24 protein-coding genes and 4 pseudogenes are annotated in these 24,210 nt (G+C 36.7%); 4 read left to right on the top strand and 24 right to left on the bottom strand.

Annotated features, from left to right (window positions below; translation table 11 throughout):
• Positions 1-22: 22 nt before the first annotated feature.
• The 6 genes from ABOA58_RS10145 to ABOA58_RS10120 all read right to left on the bottom strand — a co-directional run bounded on the left by ABOA58_RS10145 (position 23) and on the right by ABOA58_RS10120 (position 6,708).
• Positions 23-1,462, bottom strand: coding sequence for an amino acid permease (locus ABOA58_RS10145; RefSeq protein ID WP_350302175.1), 1,440 nt, complete (start codon positions 1,460-1,462; stop codon positions 23-25).
• A gap of 62 nt (positions 1,463-1,524) precedes the next feature.
• Complete coding sequence (locus ABOA58_RS10140) at positions 1,525-2,799, bottom strand: peptidase (protein WP_350302174.1); 1,275 nt, start codon at positions 2,797-2,799, stop codon at positions 1,525-1,527.
• Positions 2,800-2,824: 25 nt separating this feature from the next.
• Positions 2,825-4,006, bottom strand: a complete 1,182-nt coding sequence (locus ABOA58_RS10135; RefSeq protein WP_350302173.1) for a thiolase family protein — start codon at positions 4,004-4,006, stop codon at positions 2,825-2,827.
• A gap of 11 nt (positions 4,007-4,017) precedes the next feature.
• Complete coding sequence (locus ABOA58_RS10130; RefSeq protein ID WP_350302172.1) at positions 4,018-4,677, bottom strand: 3-oxoacid CoA-transferase subunit B; 660 nt, start codon at positions 4,675-4,677, stop codon at positions 4,018-4,020.
• On the bottom strand, positions 4,662-5,360 hold the full coding sequence (locus tag ABOA58_RS10125; protein ID WP_350302171.1) for a CoA transferase subunit A: 699 nt from the start codon (positions 5,358-5,360) through the stop codon (positions 4,662-4,664). Before ABOA58_RS10125 ends, ABOA58_RS10130 begins: the two co-directional genes overlap by 16 nt.
• Positions 5,341-6,708 (bottom strand): aspartate aminotransferase family protein, encoded by a 1,368-nt coding sequence (locus ABOA58_RS10120; RefSeq protein WP_350302170.1) that lies wholly within the window; start codon positions 6,706-6,708, stop codon positions 5,341-5,343. The genes ABOA58_RS10125 and ABOA58_RS10120 overlap by 20 nt, the downstream gene beginning before the upstream one ends.
• 159 nt (positions 6,709-6,867) lie before the next feature.
• Here ABOA58_RS10120 and ABOA58_RS10115 point away from each other — a divergent pair, with 159 nt between their 5' ends.
• On the top strand, positions 6,868-8,427 hold the full coding sequence (locus tag ABOA58_RS10115) for a PucR family transcriptional regulator (protein WP_350302169.1): 1,560 nt from the start codon (positions 6,868-6,870) through the stop codon (positions 8,425-8,427).
• A gap of 523 nt (positions 8,428-8,950) precedes the next feature.
• On the opposite strand, the gene ABOA58_RS10110 is transcribed toward ABOA58_RS10115, so the two are convergent.
• Both ABOA58_RS10110 and ABOA58_RS10105 read right to left on the bottom strand, forming a co-directional pair.
• Entirely contained in the window at positions 8,951-9,847 is an 897-nt protein-coding gene (locus ABOA58_RS10110; RefSeq protein ID WP_350302168.1) for a DMT family transporter, read from the bottom strand.
• Between the two features lie 60 nt (positions 9,848-9,907).
• Positions 9,908-10,081, bottom strand: a pseudogene (locus tag ABOA58_RS10105) (TrmB family transcriptional regulator); the annotation flags it as partial.
• A gap of 255 nt (positions 10,082-10,336) precedes the next feature.
• Between ABOA58_RS10105 and ABOA58_RS10100 the strand changes: the two are divergent.
• Positions 10,337-10,885, top strand: a complete 549-nt coding sequence (locus tag ABOA58_RS10100) for a helix-turn-helix domain-containing protein (RefSeq protein WP_350302167.1) — start codon at positions 10,337-10,339, stop codon at positions 10,883-10,885.
• Between the two features lie 63 nt (positions 10,886-10,948).
• A pseudogene (locus tag ABOA58_RS10095) lies at positions 10,949-11,748 on the top strand (IS4 family transposase); the annotation flags it as partial.
• Positions 11,749-11,789: 41 nt separating this feature from the next.
• On the opposite strand, the gene ABOA58_RS10090 reads toward ABOA58_RS10095, so the two are convergent.
• From ABOA58_RS10090 to ABOA58_RS10070, 5 genes and pseudogenes are all read right to left on the bottom strand, one after another.
• Entirely contained in the window at positions 11,790-12,089 is a 300-nt protein-coding gene (locus tag ABOA58_RS10090) for a hypothetical protein (RefSeq protein WP_434547774.1), read from the bottom strand.
• 84 nt (positions 12,090-12,173) lie between these two features.
• The gene (locus tag ABOA58_RS10085; RefSeq protein WP_350302166.1) at positions 12,174-12,686 is read right to left on the bottom strand and encodes a GNAT family N-acetyltransferase; all 513 of its coding nucleotides are present in this window, start codon (positions 12,684-12,686) and stop codon (positions 12,174-12,176) included.
• 126 nt (positions 12,687-12,812) lie between these two features.
• Positions 12,813-13,132: pseudogene (locus ABOA58_RS10080) on the bottom strand (MazG nucleotide pyrophosphohydrolase domain-containing protein).
• Positions 13,133-13,416: 284 nt separating this feature from the next.
• Complete coding sequence (locus ABOA58_RS10075) at positions 13,417-14,841, bottom strand: amidase (RefSeq protein WP_350302165.1); 1,425 nt, start codon at positions 14,839-14,841, stop codon at positions 13,417-13,419.
• Positions 14,834-15,016, bottom strand: coding sequence for a hypothetical protein (locus ABOA58_RS10070; RefSeq protein WP_350302164.1), 183 nt, complete (start codon positions 15,014-15,016; stop codon positions 14,834-14,836). Before ABOA58_RS10070 ends, ABOA58_RS10075 begins: the two co-directional genes overlap by 8 nt.
• A gap of 311 nt (positions 15,017-15,327) precedes the next feature.
• On the opposite strand from ABOA58_RS10070, the gene ABOA58_RS10065 reads away from it, so the two are divergent.
• Positions 15,328-17,607: a transporter substrate-binding protein gene (locus ABOA58_RS10065; RefSeq protein WP_350302163.1), complete on the top strand. Its 2,280-nt coding sequence runs from the start codon at positions 15,328-15,330 to the stop codon at positions 17,605-17,607.
• Positions 17,608-17,617: 10 nt separating this feature from the next.
• Here ABOA58_RS10065 and ABOA58_RS10060 read toward each other — a convergent pair.
• The 11 genes and pseudogenes from ABOA58_RS10060 to ABOA58_RS10010 form a co-directional block, all read right to left on the bottom strand.
• Positions 17,618-17,794, bottom strand: a pseudogene (locus ABOA58_RS10060) (IS4 family transposase); the annotation flags it as partial.
• Positions 17,763-17,942 carry a hypothetical protein gene (locus tag ABOA58_RS10055; protein ID WP_350302162.1) on the bottom strand — a complete coding sequence of 60 codons (180 nt, stop codon included), beginning with the start codon at positions 17,940-17,942 and terminating at the stop codon, positions 17,763-17,765. The gene ABOA58_RS10055 and the pseudogene ABOA58_RS10060, both read right to left, overlap by 32 nt.
• A gap of 18 nt (positions 17,943-17,960) precedes the next feature.
• Positions 17,961-18,131 carry a hypothetical protein gene (locus ABOA58_RS10050; protein ID WP_350302161.1) on the bottom strand — a complete coding sequence of 57 codons (171 nt, stop codon included), beginning with the start codon at positions 18,129-18,131 and terminating at the stop codon, positions 17,961-17,963.
• 166 nt (positions 18,132-18,297) lie between these two features.
• Complete coding sequence (locus tag ABOA58_RS10045) at positions 18,298-18,486, bottom strand: lysozyme family protein (protein ID WP_350302160.1); 189 nt, start codon at positions 18,484-18,486, stop codon at positions 18,298-18,300.
• Between the two features lie 237 nt (positions 18,487-18,723).
• Positions 18,724-19,041: an aldo/keto reductase gene (locus ABOA58_RS10040; RefSeq protein WP_350302841.1), complete on the bottom strand. Its 318-nt coding sequence runs from the start codon at positions 19,039-19,041 to the stop codon at positions 18,724-18,726.
• Positions 19,042-19,658: 617 nt separating this feature from the next.
• The gene (locus ABOA58_RS10035) at positions 19,659-20,102 is read right to left on the bottom strand and encodes a HEAT repeat domain-containing protein (RefSeq protein ID WP_350302159.1); all 444 of its coding nucleotides are present in this window, start codon (positions 20,100-20,102) and stop codon (positions 19,659-19,661) included.
• The gene (locus tag ABOA58_RS10030; protein WP_350302158.1) at positions 20,062-20,379 is read right to left on the bottom strand and encodes a HEAT repeat domain-containing protein; all 318 of its coding nucleotides are present in this window, start codon (positions 20,377-20,379) and stop codon (positions 20,062-20,064) included. The genes ABOA58_RS10035 and ABOA58_RS10030 overlap by 41 nt, the downstream gene beginning before the upstream one ends.
• A 330-nt stretch (positions 20,380-20,709) precedes the next feature.
• A complete protein-coding gene (locus ABOA58_RS10025; RefSeq protein WP_350302157.1) occupies positions 20,710-20,949 on the bottom strand; it encodes a hypothetical protein in 240 nt (79 codons plus the stop codon).
• Between the two features lie 632 nt (positions 20,950-21,581).
• Positions 21,582-22,019, bottom strand: a complete 438-nt coding sequence (locus ABOA58_RS10020; protein ID WP_350302156.1) for a hypothetical protein — start codon at positions 22,017-22,019, stop codon at positions 21,582-21,584.
• A 102-nt stretch (positions 22,020-22,121) separates the two neighbouring features.
• A complete protein-coding gene (locus tag ABOA58_RS10015) occupies positions 22,122-22,946 on the bottom strand; it encodes an ankyrin repeat domain-containing protein (protein ID WP_350302155.1) in 825 nt (274 codons plus the stop codon).
• 687 nt (positions 22,947-23,633) lie between these two features.
• On the bottom strand, positions 23,634-24,068 hold the full coding sequence (locus tag ABOA58_RS10010) for a hypothetical protein (RefSeq protein WP_350302154.1): 435 nt from the start codon (positions 24,066-24,068) through the stop codon (positions 23,634-23,636).
• Positions 24,069-24,210: the final 142 nt, after the last annotated feature.

Below are 24,210 nucleotides of genomic sequence, written 5' to 3'. Positions count from 1 at the left end.
GCACCAGAACCACTTTTTATGTTTAACTTTTATTAATTAAGCGCACCTTTTCATAATCCTCTTGAACCGATGACCCAACATCTTTCTTTCCGCGTTTTTGCAAAAATAAAATATATATCAAATGAAAAGCAATGGCTACTGGAACACCAATATAAATAGTCAATTTAGTTCCTTCGTCAAATACTAAACTTATTAATACAACTAGATTAAAGACAAATGCCAAGATAGGAACTAAAGGGTAAAGTGGGGTCCGAAATTTTAGATCACTAACTTTTCCTCCTTCAGCTACATATCGTCTGCGGAAAAAATACTGAGATGCCGCAATACTCATCCAAGCCAACATGGATGCCATTCCTGCTACAGAAAGAATCCAGGTATAAATAGTTTCAGCCGCTACTTTTGAAACAAGAATGGACACACAGGAGATTCCCATACTAGCCGTTAAAGCAAGTAAAGGCACACCTTTTTGGGTTAACTTTTGAAAGGATCTTGGTGCCATCTTAGAACTAGAAAGAGAGTATAACATCCTAGTTGTAGTATAAAGACCAGAGTTAGCAACAGATAGTAATGAGGTAATAATTACAAAATTCATAATATCGGCTGCATATGGTATACCGATGTTATCTAGTGCAGTAACAAACGGGCTAGCAGCTGGTTGGATTTGTTGCCAAGGAACTATAGAAACAACGATAATTATTGACAAAACAAAGAATAATATTATTCGGTAAGCAGTTTGGTTTATAGCCTTAGGGATCGTCTTCTCAGGATTTTCACTTTCACCAGAAGCAATTCCTATAAGTTCCGTACCACCTAACGAATAATTAACAGCCATCATAGCAATAACTACTGCAAATATTCCATTAGGAAAGAAGCCAAATTCTGTTAAGTGAGTAAAATAAGGAGCTGCTGGTTCACCTTCAATTGGTACAATACCAAAAATAACGGCTAACCCAATAAAGATAAAAGAGATTATAGCGATTACCTTGATACTCGCAAACCAGAATTCTGTTTCTGCAAAGCTGCGTGCAGAAAGGGCATTAACAGAAAATAGTACAATTCCTGCAATTAACGACCAGATCCATGGAGAAATATCAGGGAACCATCTTTGCATCAGTGAACCTATAATGATAATTTCATAGGCTACGGTAGAAGACCACCCAATCCAATAAATCCACCCAACTGTAAAACCTGTCGATGGATGAATGTATTTAGTCGCATAAGCTTGGAAAGATCCAGATACTGGCATTTCCACTGTCAATTCCCCTAAGCATAGCATAACTAAATACATAATAAGTCCGCCCATCATATAGGCTAAAACTGCGCCTATAGGGCCTGCCTGACTAATCGTAAAACCTGAAGCGTTGAAAAATCCTGCACCGATTACACCACCTAAAGCAATCATAAATAAATGGCGACTTTTCATTACCCTTTTGAGACCTTGTTCATTATCTAATTCAGCCATAATACCCTCCTAAATTAAATCAGCCGTTTTATGCATGTACTAATTATGGCATTTCCTTTAATTCAGATATTGTTCTTGATACTACACCACTGAATTATAGTTAATGCAATAATTTCTGCAGATTTAAAAACTTTATCCAATTCAATATACTCATCTGGGAAGTGTGCCATTTCCGTTGTTCCTGGTCCAAAAACTACCGTTGGAATTTCCCCTACTTCTGTAAGTAATCCCCCGTCAGTTCCCCAAGGAGAAGCCTCTATCACGGGTTCTTCACCAGTAGTTTCTCTATATTGATGAACTAACGTATTCATCAAATCATGTTCAAGATCGATTTCCCCTGGTAGCCATCGAGCACCAAACCATTCTAAGACAGGTGGATTTTCTTTAAACCATGGGTCTAGGACTGATAGTTGTTGTAAACATTCCTCCATTTCATGTTGTGCATCTTCTATCTTCTCGTTAGGTGCTATACCCATTCTTCCCTCTATTTTTAGCAAATCAGGTACTGAAGATGGCCAGTTTCCTCCTGAAATAACTCCGATATTAATAGGAATAGGGATAGGGGTCTGCTCGTATAAAGGATCATTAATACGTTGATTCCGGTTAAACTCCAAAGCCCTGATTTGCTCCACTAGTATCATTGCTTTATCAATAGCGCTTACTCCCTCATATCGTGTTCCCCCGTGGGCTGATCGTCCTTTGACAAAGATCCTAAACCACATGGATCCTTGCTGTTTAGGGAAAACTCTCATATTAGTAGGTTCAGTGATTAGTGCAGCATCAGCTTTATAGCCTTTTAGAATAGTAGATAAAGTCCCTGTTCCACCACTCTCTTCTTCTATAACACTCTGAAAAATAACGTCGCCTCTAAGCTTAATATCGAGTTGTAGAATGGCTTGTAAGGCTAAAAGAAATGAAACTAGCCCACCTTTCATATCCGTAACACCACGACCATACATTTTTCCTTCCTTAATAGCTCCACTATAGGGATCATCTGTCCATTGTTCATGATCACCTTCAGGGACAACATCAATATGTCCGTTTAAGATTATGGAACGGCCACCACCTGTTCCAGGTAGAACACCTACAACATTAGGACTTCCTGTAAAATCATCCCTTGACGAACAAAAGTAGGGACTTTCGGTTAATTCTTTTCCACATGGCTCCCAGGCATCCACCTTTAACCCCATAGTCGACAATACTTCAGTGATTATTGATTGCGCTTTTGCCTCATTTTTAGAAATACTAGGAGATTGTACAAGTCGTTGTAATAATTCTGTACCTTCTTCATAATGCTCTTTTAACCATGTTTGAATTTGTGCTTTGATTAATTGCAATACAGTTCACCTCGCTTTAATGTGGTTATAGTGTTAGGTTTTCATATATGACGGTAAGCCCCATTCCTCCAGCCATACATAGCGTCACCATTCCATACTTTGTTTTGGTACGTAACATTTCATTCATTAGACTAACAGTTAGTTTAGCACCAGTTGCTCCAACTGGATGCCCCAACGCAATAGCTCCACCATTAACATTTACTTTTGAATAGTCTAACTCTAGTTCTTTAATAACAGCTAATGCCTGTGCAGCAAAGGCTTCATTAAGCTCAATCAAACCAATATCATCTAAAGTTAATCCGGCTAACTCTAGTGCCTTTTTTGTTGCAGGAACAGGTCCAATCCCCATAATACCTGGTTCTACACCAGCACTAGAAAACGCTCTCACTTTTAGCAAAGGTTTTATACCTTTTTGTATAGCTTTCTTTTTTGACATCATTAATACTGCTGCTGCACCATCGTTCATAGGGCACGCATTCCCAGCAGTGATTGACCCATCTTTATTAAAAACAGGTGGAAGATTTTTTAATTTATCTAGCAGAATATCCGAGCGTACAGACTCATCTGTCCTGAAAAGGTAAGATTCTTTCGTACCGGGGACCTGAACAGGCAAAATTTCATCTTGAAAATAATGATTTTCAATAGCCTGAATTGCCTTTTTATGGCTATCAAAGGCAAATTTATCTTGTTCCTCGCGGGAGATACTGTAAATTCGCGTTAAGCGTTCAGCCGTCATTCCCATATGTTCATTTTCCAACGAGCAAATTAAACCATCAGTTAATAGGGCATCTTCCATTTCTACGTTCCCAAATTTTGTTCCCCATCTATTTTTAACTAAATATGGGACCTGACTCATATTCTCTACCCCACCTGCAATTACCACCTCTTCTTGACCGGCCTTAATCGTTAAGGCCGCGTTAGTAATTGCTTTTAAACTTGAACCACATGCCTTGATTACAACATGTCCTGGAACACTCGTTGGGAATCCAGCTAATTGCGATGATATTCTAGCTGAATTCAATCCTCCCCCATGTACATAGCCATGTCCAAATATTACTTCATTTACATCCGCTTTGGTAAGAGTGGTCTTCCCCATTAAACCCTCCAATATTTGTCTTCCCATTTCAGTGGCGGAAGCACTTTTAAGTGACTTTCCAAATGCACCCACTCCAGTACGAACTCCTGATACGATTACGGCATCTTCCATTTCAATCACTCCTAAACTTTTCCTGTGATTTTAAGTACTTTCAATTGTGCATCTGTATGTTTAATTACATCTTCCACTGTGTAAGGTTCCATAACTTCTTTTAACTCTAATCCTTGTGGCGTTACCTCGATCACAGCCATTTCAGTGATGATCAAACTAACACAACCTTTAGCTGTAAGTGGTAGTGTACATTCCTTCAGTATTTTAGATTTACCTTGTTTATTTGTATGGTTCATCAGTACAATTACCTTTTTAGACTTTTGAGCCAACTCCATGGCCCCACCCATACCAGGGACAAGTTTTCCAGGAACAATCCAATTTGCCAGGTCGCCTTCTTCGCTTACTTCAAGGGCTCCTAAAATGGTAACATCTAAACGGCCTCGCCGGATCATACCAAATGCAGTAGCACTGTCAAAAAAGGAAGCCCCTTGAACCACAGAACAGGGATAACCACCGGCATTACATAAATTAGGATTAATATCACTCCTTTTGGGTGTCGGGCCAGTGCCCAACACTCCATTTTCGGCATGGAATTGGACAGAAATATCTGGTGGGATATAATCAGCAATTAATGTAGGAATGCCTATTCCTAGATTAACAATCATTCCATTTTCTATTTCTTGGGCAGCGCGCTTAGCGATACAATGGCGATCTTCTACTCCCAAACCCATTTCCAATTCACTCCTTCACTTGGAATTACCATATCTACAAAGATTCCAGGGGTTATAATCGATTCTGGATCAAGTTCACCAACTTGAACAATCTCATCTGCTTCAACTATCGTAAAATCCCCCGCCATAGCAACTAAAGGGTTAAAATTACGTGCGCTTTTTTCAAATACGAGATTTCCAAGATAATCAGCCTTTGAAGCATGGATTATAGATACTTCAGCAGTTAATGCTGTTTCAATCAAATATTCCTGTCCATTTACAGTAATATGTGTCTTTCCTTCCTCTGCAACAGTGGCTAATCCCACATCGGATAAAATACCACCTAATCCCATACCACCGGCTCGAATACGTTCAATCAACGTTCCTTGTGGAGAAAATGTTACTTCCATTTCCCCCTTGTTCATTAATTGACCGGCTATTGGGTTGGAGCCAATATGAGAAGTAATTAGTTTCTTCACCCTTCCTGAACTAACCAATCTCCCAACCCCAACGTCCGGGAAACCTGCGTCATTACCTATTAAACTTAAATGTTTACATCCTTTATTTAATATCCCTTCTATAATGGTAGGGGGAGTACCAATGCCACCAAATCCTCCGTACATTAAGGAACATCCGTCAGAAATTCTTTGAAGGGCAGCCTCTAAAGTACTTACCTTTCCTTGTTTAGACTTGGACAGTAGCATTGATCTTGCCCTCCATGTTGAGTTCACATTGCACTTCAGAAATTGCTTCTTCTAAAATATTTACTAAACTATCAATTTCATCTTTTGTAATAACCAAAGGTGGCGAAATGATAATAGCATCCCCCATTCCATTAATAGCTCCTGACGCTGGGTAAACAAGTAACCCTTTTTCAAAGGCTTGTTTAATTACCCTATTTGTTACATTTAATTCAGGTGGATAAGGGTTTTTCTTTTCACGGTCGGCTACAAACTCCATTCCAATTAAAAGCCCCTTTCCTCTTACGTCCCCAATCATTTCGCAAGAATTTAAAAGCGTTTTCAATTTACTCATAAGATATATACCTTGTTCTTCTGCCTTTTCTACCAATTGATGTTTCTCAACGTATGTAATAACCTTTAGTGCAACTGCTGCAGATTGAGGATTAGCACTATAAGTATGGCCTCCTATAATAGACTTAGATCCATTTAATATAGGTTCCATAACTTTATCACTGACTAGAGTAGCTGCCATTGGGGTATACCCTGAACTCATTCCTTTTCCTAGAGTGATAAGGTCCGGAGTAACATCCCAATGTTCTATTGCAAACATCTTCCCAGTACGTCCAATTCCGGTCATTACTTCATCTGCAATAAATAGGACGTTACAACGCTCACAAATCTCCTTGATTTTTTGATAGTAATTAGCTGGTGGAGTGATAGCCCCCCCAGAAGCACCTATAATTGGCTCGGCAATAAATGCAGCAACACGTTCTTCCCCAATACGCCTAATCTCCGTTTCAAGTTCTTGAGCACAAAGAAGACCCCATTCTTCTTCAGTTAAATTATCAGGTCGACGATAAGTGTATGGGGCGGACACTGAAGGATAATCAGCTAACATCGCTGCAAACCTCTGTCTTCTTAATACATGTCCTGACATGGATAATGCTCCCATTGTAATGCCATGATAACTAGTCCACCTAGATATAATGCGATCTTTTTGTGGTTGTCCTTTTTCTTGCCAATATTGTATAGCAATCTTCATCGCTGTCTCCGTCGCTTCTGATCCACTATTTACAAAGAATGACCAATTAAGATCTCCTGGAGCCAATTGACTCAATTTTTCTGCTAGTTTTTCAGCCGGTTCATTCGTAAATTGTGATCTATAAGAAAATGAAATTTTTTCTGCCTGTGCAAGGGTTTCTTTAATAACCTCCTGTACACCGTGTCCAATACTTACCGTTACAGCTCCAGACGACCCATCAATATATTTCTTACCACCCTGATCATATATATATATGCCTTTTGCAGATGCAGCTATTGGATATTGCTGTCCTAATACCGGTTTAATTAAATAATCTCGTTTCTTCATCCATTACATCTCCCTCGGAATTATAAGAGTATATTAAAACTTTATTAAAATTTCTGACAAATAACAATTTGACAAACGTATGAAAAAATAGATGTTCCATTATACACCGCGTATAATGGATGATAGGATAACTAAGTTTAATCACTAGGGGGGCTATCTATGGCTATTCGGATTTATGAAGCTTTGCAACTACCTATTATGAAACAAACAAAATTAAAGGCTGGAAAAAAGGGGTTACAAAATTGGATCAAATGGGTAACTATTGTGGAGGTAATTGAAGATATCCATCGTTTACAAGATGGAGAGTTTTTGTTAACAACAGGATTCGGATTAGGAGAAAATACGAAGAAACGTAAGGAATTTGAAAAGCTTTTATCCATCGGAAAACTATCTGGAATAGCTATATATACAGGATTTTATTTAAAGGAAATTCCAAAATCATTTATTACCATCGCAGACGAATTTGCCTTACCTTTAATTGAAATTCCTGCAAACATAAACTTTTCTATGATTACAAAAGAACTACTGGTACAAATTGTTAACAAACAAAGCCAAACATTTGAATATTCACTACGAATCCATCAGGATTTTACAAGGCTTGTATTAGAACAACACGGATTTGATCCTATTACAAAAACCCTTCATGAAATAATTGATGCAAGTGTAATCCTTATAGCAAAAGATGAAATAATAAGTTCCTACATAAAACATGACTTTATTGATATTAACAATTTAAAAAATCTATATGAAAAACAAATGGATAACTACAAAATTAATAGTCAACCTATTATAGCTAATAAAAATACCTACGGAAGTCTACTCATTATAAAGGAAAAAAGGTTATCGGAAGAATTGGATTCAATTGCAATTGAGCATGCCACTACTGTATATGCCATTGAATTTTTGCGGAGGAAAGCAGTAGAGGAGACACAATTGAGGCTCACTAGTGACTTCCTAGAAGAAGTATTAAATCCTATAATCCCAAATAATAAAGATATGATCGAGAGAGGACGTAAACTAGGAGTAGACCTTTCAAATCCACAAAGTATCATATACATTTATTTCCCATTATTGAAAGAGGAGGAAATCAAGGAAAAATACAATGAGTTAACCGAAATTATTCAATACACCATGGGAAAGTCAAAAATCCCCTACCTCATGAGGATAAAATCCGATAGTGTCATTATTTTGGTGGAAGCAAAACCTGGATTAAATATTTTAGAGGTAGCAGAGACCCTCTTAAATAGTTGGAATTCGACATTATCAAATGAACAAATAGCTATAGGTATTGGTAAAACAACTGCCGACATTTATCAATTACACAAAAGTGCTGCTGAATCTGAGCAAGCAGCACGATTTTCCCAAATTCTATTTAAACCAAAATCCATAGTCCATTATAACGATTTTGGCTTATATCAATTACTCATTGAAATGAAAGAATCAGGGGTAGATTTAGAAGAATTTTACCAAAAATACCTTGGAAATCTATTTGATTCAAAAGGTATAGACCTCATTACTACACTTGAAGCTTATCTTTTTTTCAATCAAAGTATTAAAGAAACAGCAAGCGAGCTATATATTCATCGCCATACACTGAAATACAGGTTAGAACAGATACAGAAAAAAACTGGATTAGACCTAAACAATTATGATAATGGCATAAAGTTATACTTAGCTATTTTGGCATATAAATTATTAAAAAACATTCAAATTCAGTAAGGTGGAACGGATTTAACAATCTTTCACCTTTCCTTTTTACTGTAACCCTGACTTATAATAGGGTAGGAACATATTAATTTTCTTGGAGAATATAAATTTGATTCAAATAGAATACCAATTAACTCACTAAGACCCTTAAATAAACATAAAACCATAGAACTTACAGGTATTTGGCTATATCTATGTCAAAATTTGATTAGCGTACAAAATATCCGAAATATTGACGTTACCCCATAGCCATCAAATTAAAATTTTGCAGCACCCCCAAAACGAAATTTTAGACCTTCTTGTAACAAAGGTGATCATTTTATCGTTTTGGGGGTGACCTTTTTTCTTGGATTGATAGGCAGTGATTCCCCCTTTTTTAAGATCATTTTTCATTTTATCTCATGTATACTCTATTTATTTTTAGTTAACATAATGTCGATTCTTGGAACACACAAAAAATGAAATCCCTTACAACCACAAGGAATTTCACCACCTCAAGATTCATCATTATTATTTACTATCTTAAACTACACTATTAGTTTGAGCGAATGGATATACTCTTTTCTAAAATTCTTTCTTTTTTGGGAGAATAACTGACCCCTACAAACACTAGAAATATTCCGAGAAGCTGATAAACATCAGGTCGGTAGTGCAAAATAGTCACATCAAGTAAAATCGCGATAACCGGATCAACAAACACTAAAATAGCAATTGTTTGTGCCTTTAACTCACGTAAACTACTGAAAAATAAATAAAACACAAATCCTGTGTGTATAAATCCTGTAACAAGGATATAGAACCAGTTTTCAAAGGTAAGATGCATAAAGTTTGACCAATCCACTAATGGCATCAATAATAAAACACCCAGACTTGTTTGAATAACGGTTGTTAACAAAGGACTAAGCATTTGAATTCCCTTTCCAGTAATAGAAGTTAGAGCGTAGAAGAATGCTGCTGCAAACACCCATAAAACACCGGTGGATAAAAATCCAGCCACAGTTGTATGTTGATGAATACCCCCAACTAACAATGTCCCTATAAAGCAAATAAAGAAAAAGACTAATCCCATTTTTGTTATTTTTTCTTTAAAAATAACAGACCCTAAGAGAAGTACAATAACGGGTGCTAAATGATAAATGGATACAGCCACAGTAATAGGCATTACTTCTAATGAACGGAAGAAAAACACCCAATTTACGATAAGGAATACACCGCATAATAAGGCAAGTAAATACTCTCTACGAGGAATAGGAATTTCCCTCGGTTGTTGTGTTTTTAATGTACTCCCCCCCAAAATTGTTCCTAAAAGAATACTTGCACAGAGGCAACGGACAAAAACTAGTTCAATCGAGTGTAGACCTGTTTTTTCTGAAAATAGACCGATTGAACCGAATATGGCCATGGAGATGGCAAACTTTAATTTGGCATACATTTAACATCTCTCCCTAAGTCGTTATTATTATAACTACTATAAATTGGTAAAAAAACAGCTTTATGCTAAGCTGTTTTTTCCTGTCATTACATTAATTAAATCTTCTCGCGCTTTCCATAGCTCATCTAGCTTTTCAGGACCGAATGTATTTGTGATTTCTTCTACCATAATGTCACGCCTAATATATTCAGTACCAATAAGAACGAGAGCAGGATCTGTTGACTTCACAGCCCAATATAGCTCTTGCCAATGCAATCTGGTCAGATGAGAACGGAATGCTCCTAACGAACAAACCAATGCTTCCTAGAATCAGCATTGACAAAATAAATTGAATCCTTACCTTATTTATAATGATTCTCCTTTCGAACTGCCTTTTCACTTGCTATAGTAAACGGAAATCTTATAAAATATATTTTACGATCGTTTATTATATTTAACGTTAGTTATATTATACGAATGTTCGTTATATTTTTCAATAGGGGGATTTCTATGAACTTAAATGATATAATTTCTGCAAATTTAAAGAGGTTAAGAACAGAGCGAAATCTTAGTCTCGGTCAGTTATCAGAGTTGTCCGGTATCAGTAAGGTAATGCTCTCTCAGATAGAGAAAGGTGGATCTAACCCAACCATCAACACGATTTGGAAGATTGCCATCGGCCTGCAGGTGCCTTATACCCGGCTGATTGATTCTCCAATAGATGATGCCGTTGTCATCCGCAAGAGCGACTGCAAGAAGCAGTCCGAGAATAAGAATTCCTTTGTCTCCTACTGTTACTACACTACCAATCCAAACCGTAGTTTTGAATTATTTAAGGTTGAGTTACAGCCTAATTGTAAGCATAACTCTGATGGTCACGCTCCTAAAACTCAGGAATATATTTTTGTGATTCGGGGTGAATTGACGATTCAGCTGACTACAGGGGAATATGTGCTTCGGGAAGGTGACTCTATCCACTTTGACTGCTCCCTTCCGCATACCTTTATCAATCATCTGGATACGGTGCTTGAATTTATAGATATAATTTATTACTACTAAAAATGGGGTCTCGCCCTGGCGGTACCCCATGCCCATCAAGCGAGTTAAAATCATACCCTCAAAATGAAAAAACGCTATGCTTATCGTAAGAAGTTTACGAGAAAGGATGGCGTTTTTGATGAATCCCCTATCATTTCAAATGAACTGAATCTTTTCGCACAAGAGCTACAATACTTTTTATCTCCAGTAGTCCTACAAGACATCGCTAAACAAGTTGGCTTTGTACAGCGATCTAGTAAGTATCCATTGCCCTTTGCGTATGGCTCAGTCAAGCAATCGCTTGCACATCATACACAATTGTGCAGTCAGTTAGAAGCTTCCACTGGGGTACTGATGAGCTCAGAAGGACTGAATCAACGCTTTAATTCAGCAGCTGTCGCATTTCTTCGAGAAGTCTTTACTTCTCTTCTCACACAAAAACTCTGTTCAAATCAATCGCTTTCTGCACACATGATCTCTACTTTCAATCGTATCCGTATTTTAGATGCGGCAGTGTTTCACTGCCTTATCATTTCGCCACTGACTATCAAGGTTCAGGTAGGAGTAGTAATACGGCAGGCGTGAAAATCCAATTGGAATATGATTTACTTAGTGGTCAATTTCTTAACGTGCAGCTTGGACCAGGTAAGAATAATGATAAAACATACGGTACCATCTGCCTTGAAACCGTTGAGGTGGGCGATTTGTGTTTGCGTGATCTTGGTTACTTCGATTTAGGAGACTTACAAGCCATTCATAATAAAAAGGCTTACTATATCTCGCGGTTGAAGCTGAATACACGCATTTATATCAAGAACCCTAAGCCAGAATACTTCAACAATGGCACGTTAAAAAAGCAAATAGAATACATTCAGCTTGATATGAATTAGTTGTTAAACAAACCTGCCCTTTGATTTATTAAAGACTAGGCTCTGTTAAAGATAGTTGTTGATAATACCCTAAAAATAAGAGTGCTCTTATTCAGAGCACTCTTGCTTTTACTGGTGAAAAAACTGATAACTGAGTCCTCAGACTTCAGGTGTTCCTGTATCAGTTTCTTTAAGTCTTGTTCATTTTCAAACCCATCCAATTTATTGTTGTACCAATCTTGTAATTTCTCTTTTGTTACAGAGAATTCTTGGTCTGGAAATTTGAATGTAATCCAATCTACATTTTTGATTAAAGCAAAAAGAAATGTAGAGTTGGATATAACAGTTTCCTTCATTTCTTTATCTACTTTTTTTGCATCTATATCGTTGTTCTTGCGCCTTTTTGTTGAAGGAGTAAATACTTAAAAATTCTTTACAGTTCATTTCCACTCTTCCTCTAAAATAGCGTAATAATATTCATCCCACCATTCATTCCCTTTTGGAATACATTTTTTGAAAAAGCCTTCTCTTCTCATTCCAATCTTTTCCATAACTCGGTATGATGGAATATTCTCAGGTTGACACGTAGCAATAATCCTATGTAAGTTCATTTCTTTAAAACCATATTCCAAAACAGCTTGTGCTGCTTCAGAAGCATACCCTCTATTTTGATATTTTGGATTAAACACCCATCCAATCTCATAAGTATGCTTACCAAAATACTTATAAAAAACAATGTGCCCTATAAGAATATCTTTATCTATTAGTACTACAGGAAATTTTTCAGCCTTATCACCTTTGTTTTTATTTACAAACTCTTTTGCATCTTCTTCAGTAAAAACCTCTTCTGGTATATACTTCATAACATTAATATCTGATGTATACTCATATACAGCTTTCCAATCCTTGAATTCAAATTCACGTATCAATAACCTTTTTGTTTTTATGTTCATTAAACTAACTCCCATCAAAAATACTTCCCTTTATCCTTTTAATTCGGTATTAAGCCAACAATAACCTCTATAAATACCAATTCCCTATTCAACAATCTAGCCCTATTGTTGAAACAAGCCTATAATCTAATTATTATAATAACGTTCTGACAGTTTATTTTTATGTGACTGAAACACTTCTTCTAGAGGGATATTGTACTTGTTTGCAATCACAATTAAATTACCTAATACATCACCTAACTCTTCAGTTAATTCCTGTTTTTTTCCGCATAAGATCCTCTTACTTCATCAGGCCTATTCCTACCTATCTCAAGGGCTCTTATAGCTCGTGCAACTTCGCCCGTTTCTTCTGCTAAAAAGCCAATACGAATAAAAATGTCTAACTCAGACCAGCCCTTACTTTCATAATAATCCTTTACTCATTGTTGAAATTCAGTTACATTCATTTTCCTCTAACCTCCAATTCAATATCTTAAGTTTAACAAAATAATGAAAGTAATTCGTTATTAGCTACTAAAACTTGTAAATTACATAAAAATAAGTGGATTTTGAACGTGGTGTGCCCTATTATTTAGTCAATCCTGTCATCTCATTTGAGACTTAATGACTCAATGGAATATATTAAAAGCGTGTTTTGAAAAAAGAGCAAAACACACTTTTTCTTTTTGTTCGTTTATTAAGGTTTCTGTAAATCTGGATCTGTTTACTTTTTGGGGCAAGCCCCTTTGAATTATTTTTGTAATGAGCTGACTAATTCAGGTTTTTTTCCTTGAAGAGGATTTGTTTTTTCTAAGGCATAACCGACATTTAACACCGTTTCTTCATTCATTGCCGCTCCCATGATTTGTAATCCAACAGGCATGCCATTTTTAAGTCCACATGGGACAGTAAGTGCCGGTAGGCCAGTTAAGTTCCCTGGTCCAGTAAAGCGGATGATATGATCAATTAGGTCTACCTTTGCCCCGTTCAAGTCGGCATAGTCATCACCGATATTTGGTGCAATGATTGGCAGTGTTGGAGCTATTAAGACATCTACTTTTTCAAATGCTTTTTGAAAATCCAGCTTGATTTGTCGTCTTAACTGTTGGGCCTGAAGGTAATCCACTCCAGAAGGGATTTCCCCTAATTCAAACAGTAAACGAATATCTGCTCCAAAGTCTTCTGGACGTTTTAAAAGGTTTGGATGATGAATCGTCGCAGCTTCTGTTAGAATCGTAATCATTTCTGCATATTCCGCGTATTTTAATGAAGGAATACTCACTTCTTCTACTTTTGCTCCTTGATCGACGAGAGACTGAATACCAGCTCTTACTAGTTTTTCTACTTCATAGTCCACATTTTTGAAAAAATATTCTTCATTCACGCCAATGACAAGGTTTTTCACATCCCCATTTAATTTTTCTGTATAATTACCGACCGGGGCTTTTACAGACGTTGGATCGTTTTTATCGTAACCTGCAATGATTTCAAGTAGCCCGGCGGCATCTTTTACCGTTTTTGTCATCGGTCCGATATGGTCAAGAGACCATGAGAGTGGGAAGCAACCATATTTACTTACTCTGCCGTGGGTTGGTTTTAACCCTATAATCCCGCACGCGGATGAAGGAATGCGGATTGAACCTGCTGTATCTGTTCCGAGTGTTGCCACACACATGTCAGCAGCTATGGCAGCCCCCGAACCACCACTTGAACCTCCTGGGATTTTTTCTAGATCCCATGGGTTACGGCAAGCACCAAAGTAAGGGTTATTTGTCGTAATTCCCCAGGCATATTCATGCATGTTTAATTTTCCTGTAAATACAACACCGGCTTCTCTTAGCTTACTAATAATTGTGGCATCAAAATCTGGAACGAAATCTTGATGAATTTTTGAAGCCATTGTTGTGACTTCATTTTTAAAATATAGATTATCTTTAATGGCCATTGGAATGCCATGATACATGCCGCGGTAATTACCTGATGCAATCTCGTTATCAGCTTGCTGAGCCGTTTCTTCAGCTTGTTTACGGGTAAAGCTAATATATGCATTCACTGTTTCATTTAGAGATTCCGCATGATCTAATACTGCTTTTGTTAATTCGAGAGAAGATACGTCTCTTTTTGCAATTAAAGGGGCCAGCTCTTCAACGGATTTAGTAATAAGTTCTTTACTCAATGTGATCACCTCCAGGAATATTGCGAAGCGAAATATCATAATCGTATAATGCAGCGTTGTCTAAGTCTGCTTTCATGTTTTCGATAGCTTGCCAGCGTGTTTTTAGAATAGGAAGGTGATTCTCCGTAGCAGATATTCCTTTACTTTCCAAGATATCACGTATTGATAGTTTCATTGTTAATCCTCTCCTTTTACTTTAAGTATAGAAATACTAAATTGTTATGAGTGAAGCTTTAGGTATGGGAAACTCCTACATCTAAACTGCGACCTATCAATTGACCCCCCCTTTCTTTTCATACTTTTTAAATGCAATTTGTGTGCCAATACCGAAACCTTGAAAGGACAAGTTTTTCAATTTTTAAGATTGTTTTAAAATAGGACAAGTAATTTGGGTACATTGTAAACTTTGTTATATTATGGATAGAAAGAAGGCTTGTCCGATTTTGAGACGCCTTTCTCAAAATGAAACAAGGGGATGGGGCAGATATGTTGATTAAAGTTGGATTGTTATTTTCCTTAACAGGAACAACTTCTATTACAGAGAAGGGGCAGTATGAAGCGGCAAAATTTGCGATTGATGAATGCGATAGCCGTGTATGTGAAGTTGAAGCAATCGTACGTGATATTTGTTCAGATCCAATCAAAAGCGCACAGGAAGCAGAAGCTCTTGCTAAAGATGGAGTGAAAATTTTTATCGGTTGCTATACATCTGCGTGTCGAAAAGCTGTTTTGCCAGTGCTTGAAAAATATGATTGTCTGCTTGTTTATCCAACTTTATATGAAGGGAGAGAGTGTCACCCAAACGTCTTTTATACGGGAGAAGTACCGAATCAACAAGTTCATACTCTTTTAGATTATTTAACAAGTCATTATGGTAAGCGAGTTTATTGCATAGGTACAGACTATATCTATCCTCGGGAAACAAATAAACAAGTTCAAACGTATTTAAAAGAATTGGATGGGGCAGTTATTGGAGAGCGGTATGTACCTTTCGGCCAACAGAAATTTTATGATATTTTAGAAGATATTATTTTAAAAAAACCAGATGCTATTTTTTCTACACTTGTTGGGAAAAGTATCATTCCTTTTTATCGTGATTATGAGCGGATGGGACTAAATCATAAGAAAATTCCTATTTTCAGCCCGATTACAAAAGAAACGGAAATCGCGGCAATGGGAAGCGAATTTGGCATAGGGCACTATAGTTCTGCTAGCTATTTTCAATCTATTTCTAATCAATTGAATATGGACTTTATAAGCAAATTTCATCATTTCACCGGAGAAAAAGGAGCTATCTCCTCGGTGATGTTTAACACATATCAAGGCACAAAAATGATTATTGAAAGTATTATCGAAATGAAGAGCGAAGACCACCGGGATATTTTTCATCATTTAAGTGGAAAAGAACTCGACACAGCCTGCGGGAAAATTGTTGTTGATACAGATCATCGCCATCTGGCACGCCAAGTGAAAATTGGCAAAGGTATGCCTGATGGGCAATTTGAGATTGTCTGGGATTCAGAACGGAATATTTCCCCGAGACCATTTAAAGTGAAGCATAGTCAGTCGGATGATTTGAGTGAAGTTGTACTAAAATCTTGGGGACAAATCAGTGAAGAAGCAATCTTAGTGTTATCTAAGGAGAATGTTGTTTTGTATATGAGCAAAAAAGCAGCGGATATGACTCGTTTCTATCAAGGACAAACCCTTACGAAACAACTGCTTCAATCTATGTACCTTTCTTTTAACGTCAATCATTACGAAGCAAATCATCAACATTTGTATATGCTTAAACAGAAAATGAATGTTCGGTATGTGAAACCATTTCTTTCATTCGGTCGTATTCAAACATTAAGTCAAGGTTTCCAAACAGAGCTGGAGGTAGCGAGAATAGCTGCCCAATCATCTGCTAATGTCCTTATTCTTGGAGAAACAGGAACGGGAAAAGATGTGATTGCCCAGACGATTCATGAACAAAGTGACCGAAGAAATGGACCTTTTATTCCTGTAAACGCGGGTTTGTTGCCGAAGGACTTAATCGCTAGTGAGTTGTTTGGTTTTACAGACGGGGCTTTTACAGGTGCGAAAAAAGGGGGAGCGATTGGTAAGTTTGAAGCAGCTAATAACGGTACCCTATTTTTAGACGAAATTGGTGATATGCCGCTCGAGCTGCAAGTTGTCCTATTAAGAGCACTTGAAACGAAAAAAATAGTCCGGCTTGGGGAAACGGGGGAGCGAGCGGTAAATGTCCGGATAATCGCGGCGACTCACCGTAACCTTTCGGAAGAAATTGCTTATAGCGGTTCATTTCGCTCTGATTTATTTTATCGATTAAATGTATTATCGATTACACTCCTACCATTAAGAGAGCGGTTAGAAGATATGGAACACCTTTGTCAGGAACTATTACTAGAGTTCGTATCTTCCTATGGAGAAGGCCCTATTCATGTCAGTGAAGAAGTACTCCAAGTTTTTATCCAATATCATTGGCCAGGCAATATCCGAGAATTAAAAAATGTTTTGGAACGGGCCTTTTTACTTGCTAAAGGAAAATATTCTACAATAGAAAAAATACACTTGCCACAATCTTTAATGGGCTACTATCAACGAAAAGATCATCAGGCTAAAACAATGAAAAACTATGAAAAAAAGCTGATTGAACAAGCTTTACGAGAAACCAAAACAGTCTCCGAAGCATCAATTGTACTTGGAATTGCACGCAGCACATTATATAGAAAAATAAAAGAGTTTAAGATATCTATGTAGTGAGGCTAGGATTGAAAGTAGACGTCATGTGTGCGGAAAGCTTTTGTGTAAGAAGGGATGTAAATAATTCTCGAAAAAATGCGACAGCTGCTGGATTAAAGCGTTGTTTGAGTCCCTCTTGGCTCATGTGTACGCCCGTCGAAGCCTCTAACCGACTAAATAGTTGCATAACCGATGTACTGGCGACTTAGCCCTATCATGGATGATTGGACGGACTCTTTCGAATTCGGAAGTTCCATCCCGGAAGGATGGGTCGCTTTGAATCCTTGATCGGTCATGAATGGTTCAAACTTTTTATATCGTTCGGCAGTGGTTTGATAGGTGAAAACTTTCAAGAAACTTGTGATTCACCTTTAAAGCATCCGTGTTTTGGATGGAGGATAGGGATTGAACCTGCTCTTCATAGTTTTGCTCCTGACTTCATTCAGCTGTGACCGCAGAGAGAAAATATACATGATGACCAAAGAAGCCGAGACGAATACTATCATTAAAAACAAGAAATTTTTCTTTTGGGTTGGCTCCATGCCTTCACCTCCGTTTCTAGATCCGTCTAAAACCTAGGAAGGGATATAAGTTTTTCCATTCTTCAACGGACGAATAAGAAGTACCACCACTGCTATTGGCATTGATAGCACCGGGTGCGAGCCCGATTGATTCGGAAGATTGCATCACATCCAATTTACATCCACCTCATTCCTGTTGGATCATGGCCAGGATAAGTCCGACATATTCCCCAACCCTATTTTGTTCAGCATATTTCCGGAATAACGGCTCGTATCGCTTGACTTCAGAAGACACCTGCGCTGTACCCACTGCTCTTTCACCGGACATGCCTGATTCAAACTGATTCTCACCGCCCAAACTGATTGAAATGAACAAGGCAAATCCGAAAAGTGATGTAAGGAGAAGATTTATAAAAGGGGTAAAGAGTGTTGTTCCAGTCGTTCACTTGATTTGATAGGTTGGTCTTTGCGGAAGTTTTGGAGAAATGTCATGAGAGATTTGGTTACACGATACCCTGTCCACAACTGAGTAGATTCCCAATGATTTTTTAAGCAAAAAAGAATGGGCCCTCCTTTTTGGAAGTCCCATTCCTTTTGTTCAAAGGTCTGTTTATTAGGGAATATCATGTCCCATCGAGCTGGTTAAAATGTTAAACCATTGCTCTTTTTCCATGCTTAGGTTTAGTGAATCAATGGCGCTGCCCAATCGTTCTTTCTTACCTGATCCAACGATCGGCATGATTTTTGCTGGATGTCTCAACAGCCATGCATACATCACTTCATCTATTCCATTGGCCCCGATTTCTTCTTTTACGATTTCTAACGTTTTTCTTAAGCGGGCAGCCTTTTCATTCGATTCCTCAAAAATGCTTCCTCCTGCAAGCGGTGACCATGCCATCGGTGCCACGCCCTTTTCCTGACAAAAGTTCAGATTTCCGTCTGTTCAACAAGATTGACAGGGTTTTGTCCGCATATGCGAAACCCTAAAAATATATAAGAATTCAATAGTTGTCCAGAGGCTTCAGGGATTTTGCTTTTAAATAAGACAGGAATTTCGGGGAAAATTCAATAATCGCATCACCAAAAAATAAAAAATGTTCGTAAAATTGAGGTCTTACGAACATCCATGTACAACTACCCTCATTTAATCAGAGGAACCATCCGAATTTTCTTTAATATCTTTTTTTGCGCTATAAAAACCACAAAAACTGATAGTCAGGATAAAAATTATATAAAAAGAAATACTTACAGCCAAATTGGGGATGAATTCTAGAATATCTGTAAGGGAGAATACTACTAAACACGCAAAAGGTATTAAGCACAGTAACCATATATAATCTTTTTCCCTAATCATTTTAATCATCATTATTACCGCCAACATGTACTAATCACTATAATAGACAATTGGATCACCTGTTCATTCTTTTCCTCTTCTTAAGAGGCAACATTTAATTGAGGTAGAGAAGTTACTATTTTTCTAGTAAGTTACATTTACTGTCCCTCTTCTTCGTCAAATAGTTTAGACAGATCATTTCTAACGCTGCTCATTTATGAGTTTATTTCTTCAAGTGCTCCTTGCAATGAAGAACGTGCTGCATTTGTCTGTTCGTTCTTTAGAGCAAATAGTAAGCTTTGTTTGATTAGATATACATTCTCTTGATTTAATAAGTCCACAACGCTATTGGCAACAGCGCATCTTACTCTATAAGAGGGATCCTTAAGTAAATCTAACATTAATCTTAAATATTTTCTTTCACCTAATAGATACAATCCTACAAAAAAACCTAGTTTTGACAAGCTGCTTGTTTCATATTTAAGATATTTTTCTAAGATCGGTATAGATGCTGCTTTTTCGAACTTACCAATCCCTTCTGCCGCATACCCCCTTACAATTTCTTCTTTATCCGTTAATGCTTCGTAAAGATGTTCTAATCCTTTTATTTCATTTAGATCACCTATGGCTTCTACCACTGACCAATTCATCACTATCATTTAAATTCCTCACTATTGCTTCGAAAACATCTTCTCCATCATATCCCTTAAGTGATTCCAGAGCATAATAACGAATTTCATCATCATAATTTTCAGTTAATTCAATTAAAATGGACTTAATACAGCCGCTATTAGGGATCTCCCCCAATGCTTCGATAGCTGTTAATTTAACGGCCAAATCATCATCTTCTAAATATTGTACAATTTTCAAACTCGAATTCCGTTCCTGGTGTTGTAGTGACTCTATAATTATGTTTATTTTTTGTTCAGTATTCATGGCAGATACCTCCCTCCTATGATTAGCTTGGCAAAAATAACGACGACTAAAATATTGCGGGGGCACTGACTGATTTATATGATTGGCAAGCAGGTTCGTTGTTGTTACAGGTTCGTTGTTGTTACATATTCGGCGTTTCTGCAACTTTTAATATATCACTTATTTTAAATGTCGTATAAAATAACCATTGTTCCGCCTGGAACTAGTACTCTTTAAACGATTCTCCTCTAATAATTTAAAAATCAAGTATGGTTTCTATACTTTCAGAATACCTATCCACAAGCTTAATGCCTTTTTCTTCAGCCTCATTTTCATCGATTTTTTCATCTTTTATCCATGCTGATAATGGATAAGTTCATGCGCAATACTATCTAACTTATCATAAAGAGCATCGACTTTTCCTCGATTTTGAATAAGTTCATCATAATCTCCAGTTGCAATACGTATATAAGGTTCTACATCTTTATCATAGGGTGCAAAAAAGGTAGCTGTTACATACTCTTTTGTTGTACGATTTTTAATTTGATAATCACTCTTCAGATATACAACAACTCGAATTGGAAAATCCATGTTTTTTCGAAGCCATCTCCCAAAATTTAAACATACAATTCGTACCTCAGGGTGAACTCCTTTTCACATCTAATCCTTAACCCACTTCTTGGATATTTCATACTTTCTCCTTTTAGAATTAATTTGATCAGGGTATTTTCCCCTTTAAGCCACAACGTTGCTACTAAATTAACAATTGTAGAAAAAACGTTCGCAAAAGTGAGCTCTTACGAACGTCCATGTACACCCCTCTCCTCTTTCAATCAGAGGAATCGTCCGCATTTTCTTTATTATGTTTTTTTAAGCCATAATATGCACATAAATAGAAGGTCAGGATACCAATTATATAAAAAGTAAGACTTACAGCCCAACTGGGGATGAAATCTAAAATATCTGTTAGGGAGAGGACTATTAAACACGCAAAAGGTACTAAACACAGCAACCATATATAATCTTTATCCCTAATCACTTGAATCATCAGTATTACCGCCAACACTGTACTAATCACTATACTAGACATTAAATCACCTATTCATTTTTGTTCTTCTTAAGATCGAACAATAAATTAAGGTAGCTTGCCAAGACAATCTAGGCAATCGAAAGATAAATAAAAATACTAAATGCAATCAGCATAACGATTCTCCTCTAATAATTTAAAAATCAAGTATGGTTTCTATACTTTCAGAATACCTATCCACAAGCTTAATGCCTTTTTCTTCTGCCTCATTTTCATCCATTTTTTCATCTTTTATCCATTGCTGATAATGGATAAGTTCATGCGCAATACTATCTAACTTATCATAAAGAGCATCGACTTTTCCTCGATTTTGAATAAGTTCATCATAATCTCCAGTTGCAATACGTATATAAGGTTCTACATCTTTATCATAGGGTGCAAAAAAGGTAGCTGTTACATACTCTTTTGTTGTACGATTTTTAATTTGATAATCACTCTTCAGATATACAACAACTCGAATTGGAAAATCCATGTTTTTTCGAAGCCATCTCCCAAAATTCAAACACACAGTTCGTACCTCAGGGTGAACTCCTTTTTCACATCTAATCCTTAACCCACTTCTTGGATACTTCATACTTTTCTCCTTGTAGGATTAATGGTATAAGGTAATTTCCTCTTTAAGACACAACATTTTCTACCTGATTTTATATGATTGATCTATCATTTAATTAAAGTTTCATAAAAGATTTAGCAAATTTCCACCTGAATAATCAACCACATTCCTATTAGAGCCACTTTTTAGTAAGGTCTTTGCAATGTCTTTATTTCCATGCACGACAGCGTTAAAAAGCGGGGTTCTTCCTTCGTTATCTTTGGCCTCTATACTTGCATCGTTTTCTATTAATACCTCCACTACTTCAGGGGTATTGTATATACAAGCTATCATTAGTGGTGTTACAGACCCTTCATCTGTAATATCAATATTTGCATTATTGTTAATTAAAAAACTAACAATATCTGTGTAGCCTTCGCTAGAAGCTATATATAATGCAGTAAATCCATTTGCATCTTTCACATTAACATTTGCACCGCTTTGAACCAACAATTCTATAGACGTTAAGTAACCTTCTTGAGTAGCCCAGTGCAATGGTGTATACCCTGTCCCATTTTGATCTTGCTTATTAATGGATAGACCGCTTTCAAGCAATATTTTAGTAATCTCTAATTTCCCTGTTGCAGCGGACGCGTGTAAAGGGGTATATCCATCTCGATCTAAACTCAAGTTACATCCCTTATCAATAAGAAGTTTCAAGATTCCCACATGCCCTTTAGTACATGCAATTTCAATAGGAGTGTAGTTTTCTACATCTTGACAATTAATGTTTGCTCCGTTTTCCAACAGAAATTTTACTACATCTAATTTCCCCTCTTGAACCGCCCAATGAAGTGCCGTATATTTGTCCTCATCACCTTTATTAATATCACAGCCCGAGGAAAGGAGTGTTTTTAACTTAAAGATATTTCCATTTGCAGCGGCTTTGTATATATTATTGCAATTCATTGAGCATCCCACCAATTACAATTGATCCTGTATCCACGCTTTTCCGACTTTATGCCTTGTAGCCGCACCATTATTGACTTTGTAAACTTAACCATACATGATTTAAGTTTTTATTTCTTAGATCTTATTTTGTCATAACAAAGTAGATAATGCTCACATCACCCCATAGCGTATCTGTATTTTCTTCGTCCGTTTCAATCTGATGCAAGAGAGCTAAATCCTCTATAGAAATGTTAAAATCCTCTTTATCCTTTTGAATAAAAGAGAGGACCTCAGTAAAAACTTCTAGTTAGATAGTTTTAGGATACCTTAACATTTGTTGATTCAAATTAATCCTTTCCCAATAATTCTCTATAAAATCTAAATAACTATCTTTTATTTCATCTGACCAATCTACATTCAGAAGTTCATCACTATCTATATCTGGAAAAGAGATTCTTCTTTCCTCTTTTAAAACTGCAATTCTTTTAATAAATCAACCGGAAACTCTCCAAAAGGGTTTCTCTTCTAATTCAATTCCACTTAATTGCTTGTCACTTTCATAAAAGAAATATAGTATCCTGTCGAGAGGCTACTTCACAACCGCAATAAATGTTAATGTAACTCCGCTAGGATAAGAAGAATTAAACCCTTGCCTTAAAACTTTACAAGCATAGCTTATTCCTTATTTATCGAGGGCACACTTGTTTATAAACAATCAGCAAAATCAGCTAATAATTGTTCGCCTCCATTTTTTGCTTCCTTCTCATCCATTTCTTTATCTTCTAGCCATTGCTGATAATGGATTATCTCATGTGCCATACTGCGTAAAATTGCCCATAAAGCATCAATTTCTCCAATTTCTGAAACTAATTCTTCATAATCACCAGTTGCAATTCTAATATAAGGCTCAACTGTTTTATCAAATGGGGCAAAGAATGAAGCGCTCGCAGTTTCTTTTGTATCTCTAGTAATAATTTGATAATCCTTCTTTAGGTAAACAACTAGCCTTATAGGAAACTCCATATTGGAACGTAACCAAACCGCAAAGTTTAAACATGAACGTCTAACTCTTGGATTAATACCTTTTTCACATCTTACTCTAATCCCAGAACGCGGATATTGTAAACAATTTATAGTCATTAATACTCAATCCCTTATAAAATTTATTAAAGAACTATCTTATTTTTCTATCCTTTATTCACCCTACTAATTAACTAGTAATTTTTATACACTTCTGTTCTCAATTAAAATAACTGTATAATTATAGGGAAACAAATATCTA

The sequence above is a fragment of the Peribacillus frigoritolerans genome (assembly GCF_040250305.1).
GTDB lineage: Bacteria > Bacillota > Bacilli > Bacillales > DSM-1321 > Peribacillus.
The sequence above is the reverse complement of the archived record's forward strand: the minus strand, read 5'-3'. Positions and strand labels throughout refer to the sequence as shown.

Bases quoted from the DNA above. Each gene is read 5' to 3' on its own strand.
- ABOA58_RS10145 (WP_350302175.1), bottom strand. From the start codon at position 1,462: ATGGCTGAATTAGATAATGAACAAGGTCTCAAAAGGGTAATGAAAAGT.
- ABOA58_RS10135 (WP_350302173.1), bottom strand. From the start codon at position 4,006: ATGGAAGATGCCGTAATCGTATCAGGAGTTCGTACTGGAGTGGGTGCA.
- ABOA58_RS10130 (WP_350302172.1), bottom strand. From the start codon at position 4,677: ATGGGTTTGGGAGTAGAAGATCGCCATTGTATCGCTAAGCGCGCTGCC.
- ABOA58_RS10125 (WP_350302171.1), bottom strand. From the start codon at position 5,360: ATGCTACTGTCCAAGTCTAAACAAGGAAAGGTAAGTACTTTAGAGGCT.
- ABOA58_RS10120 (WP_350302170.1), bottom strand. From the start codon at position 6,708: ATGAAGAAACGAGATTATTTAATTAAACCGGTATTAGGACAGCAATAT.
- ABOA58_RS10115 (WP_350302169.1), top strand. From the start codon at position 6,868: ATGGCTATTCGGATTTATGAAGCTTTGCAACTACCTATTATGAAACAA.
- ABOA58_RS10110 (WP_350302168.1), bottom strand. From the start codon at position 9,847: ATGTATGCCAAATTAAAGTTTGCCATCTCCATGGCCATATTCGGTTCA.
- ABOA58_RS10100 (WP_350302167.1), top strand. From the start codon at position 10,337: ATGAACTTAAATGATATAATTTCTGCAAATTTAAAGAGGTTAAGAACA.
- ABOA58_RS10090 (WP_434547774.1), bottom strand. From the start codon at position 12,089: ATGAAGGAAACTGTTATATCCAACTCTACATTTCTTTTTGCTTTAATC.
- ABOA58_RS10085 (WP_350302166.1), bottom strand. From the start codon at position 12,686: ATGAACATAAAAACAAAAAGGTTATTGATACGTGAATTTGAATTCAAG.
- ABOA58_RS10070 (WP_350302164.1), bottom strand. From the start codon at position 15,016: ATGAAACTATCAATACGTGATATCTTGGAAAGTAAAGGAATATCTGCT.
- ABOA58_RS10065 (WP_350302163.1), top strand. From the start codon at position 15,328: ATGTTGATTAAAGTTGGATTGTTATTTTCCTTAACAGGAACAACTTCT.
- ABOA58_RS10050 (WP_350302161.1), bottom strand. From the start codon at position 18,131: ATGGAGCCAACCCAAAAGAAAAATTTCTTGTTTTTAATGATAGTATTC.
- ABOA58_RS10035 (WP_350302159.1), bottom strand. From the start codon at position 20,102: ATGATAGTGATGAATTGGTCAGTGGTAGAAGCCATAGGTGATCTAAAT.
- ABOA58_RS10030 (WP_350302158.1), bottom strand. From the start codon at position 20,379: ATGAATACTGAACAAAAAATAAACATAATTATAGAGTCACTACAACAC.
- ABOA58_RS10025 (WP_350302157.1), bottom strand. From the start codon at position 20,949: ATGGATTTTCCAATTCGAGTTGTTGTATATCTGAAGAGTGATTATCAA.
- ABOA58_RS10020 (WP_350302156.1), bottom strand. From the start codon at position 22,019: ATGAAGTATCCAAGAAGTGGGTTAAGGATTAGATGTGAAAAAGGAGTT.
- ABOA58_RS10015 (WP_350302155.1), bottom strand. From the start codon at position 22,946: ATGAATTGCAATAATATATACAAAGCCGCTGCAAATGGAAATATCTTT.
- ABOA58_RS10010 (WP_350302154.1), bottom strand. From the start codon at position 24,068: ATGACTATAAATTGTTTACAATATCCGCGTTCTGGGATTAGAGTAAGA.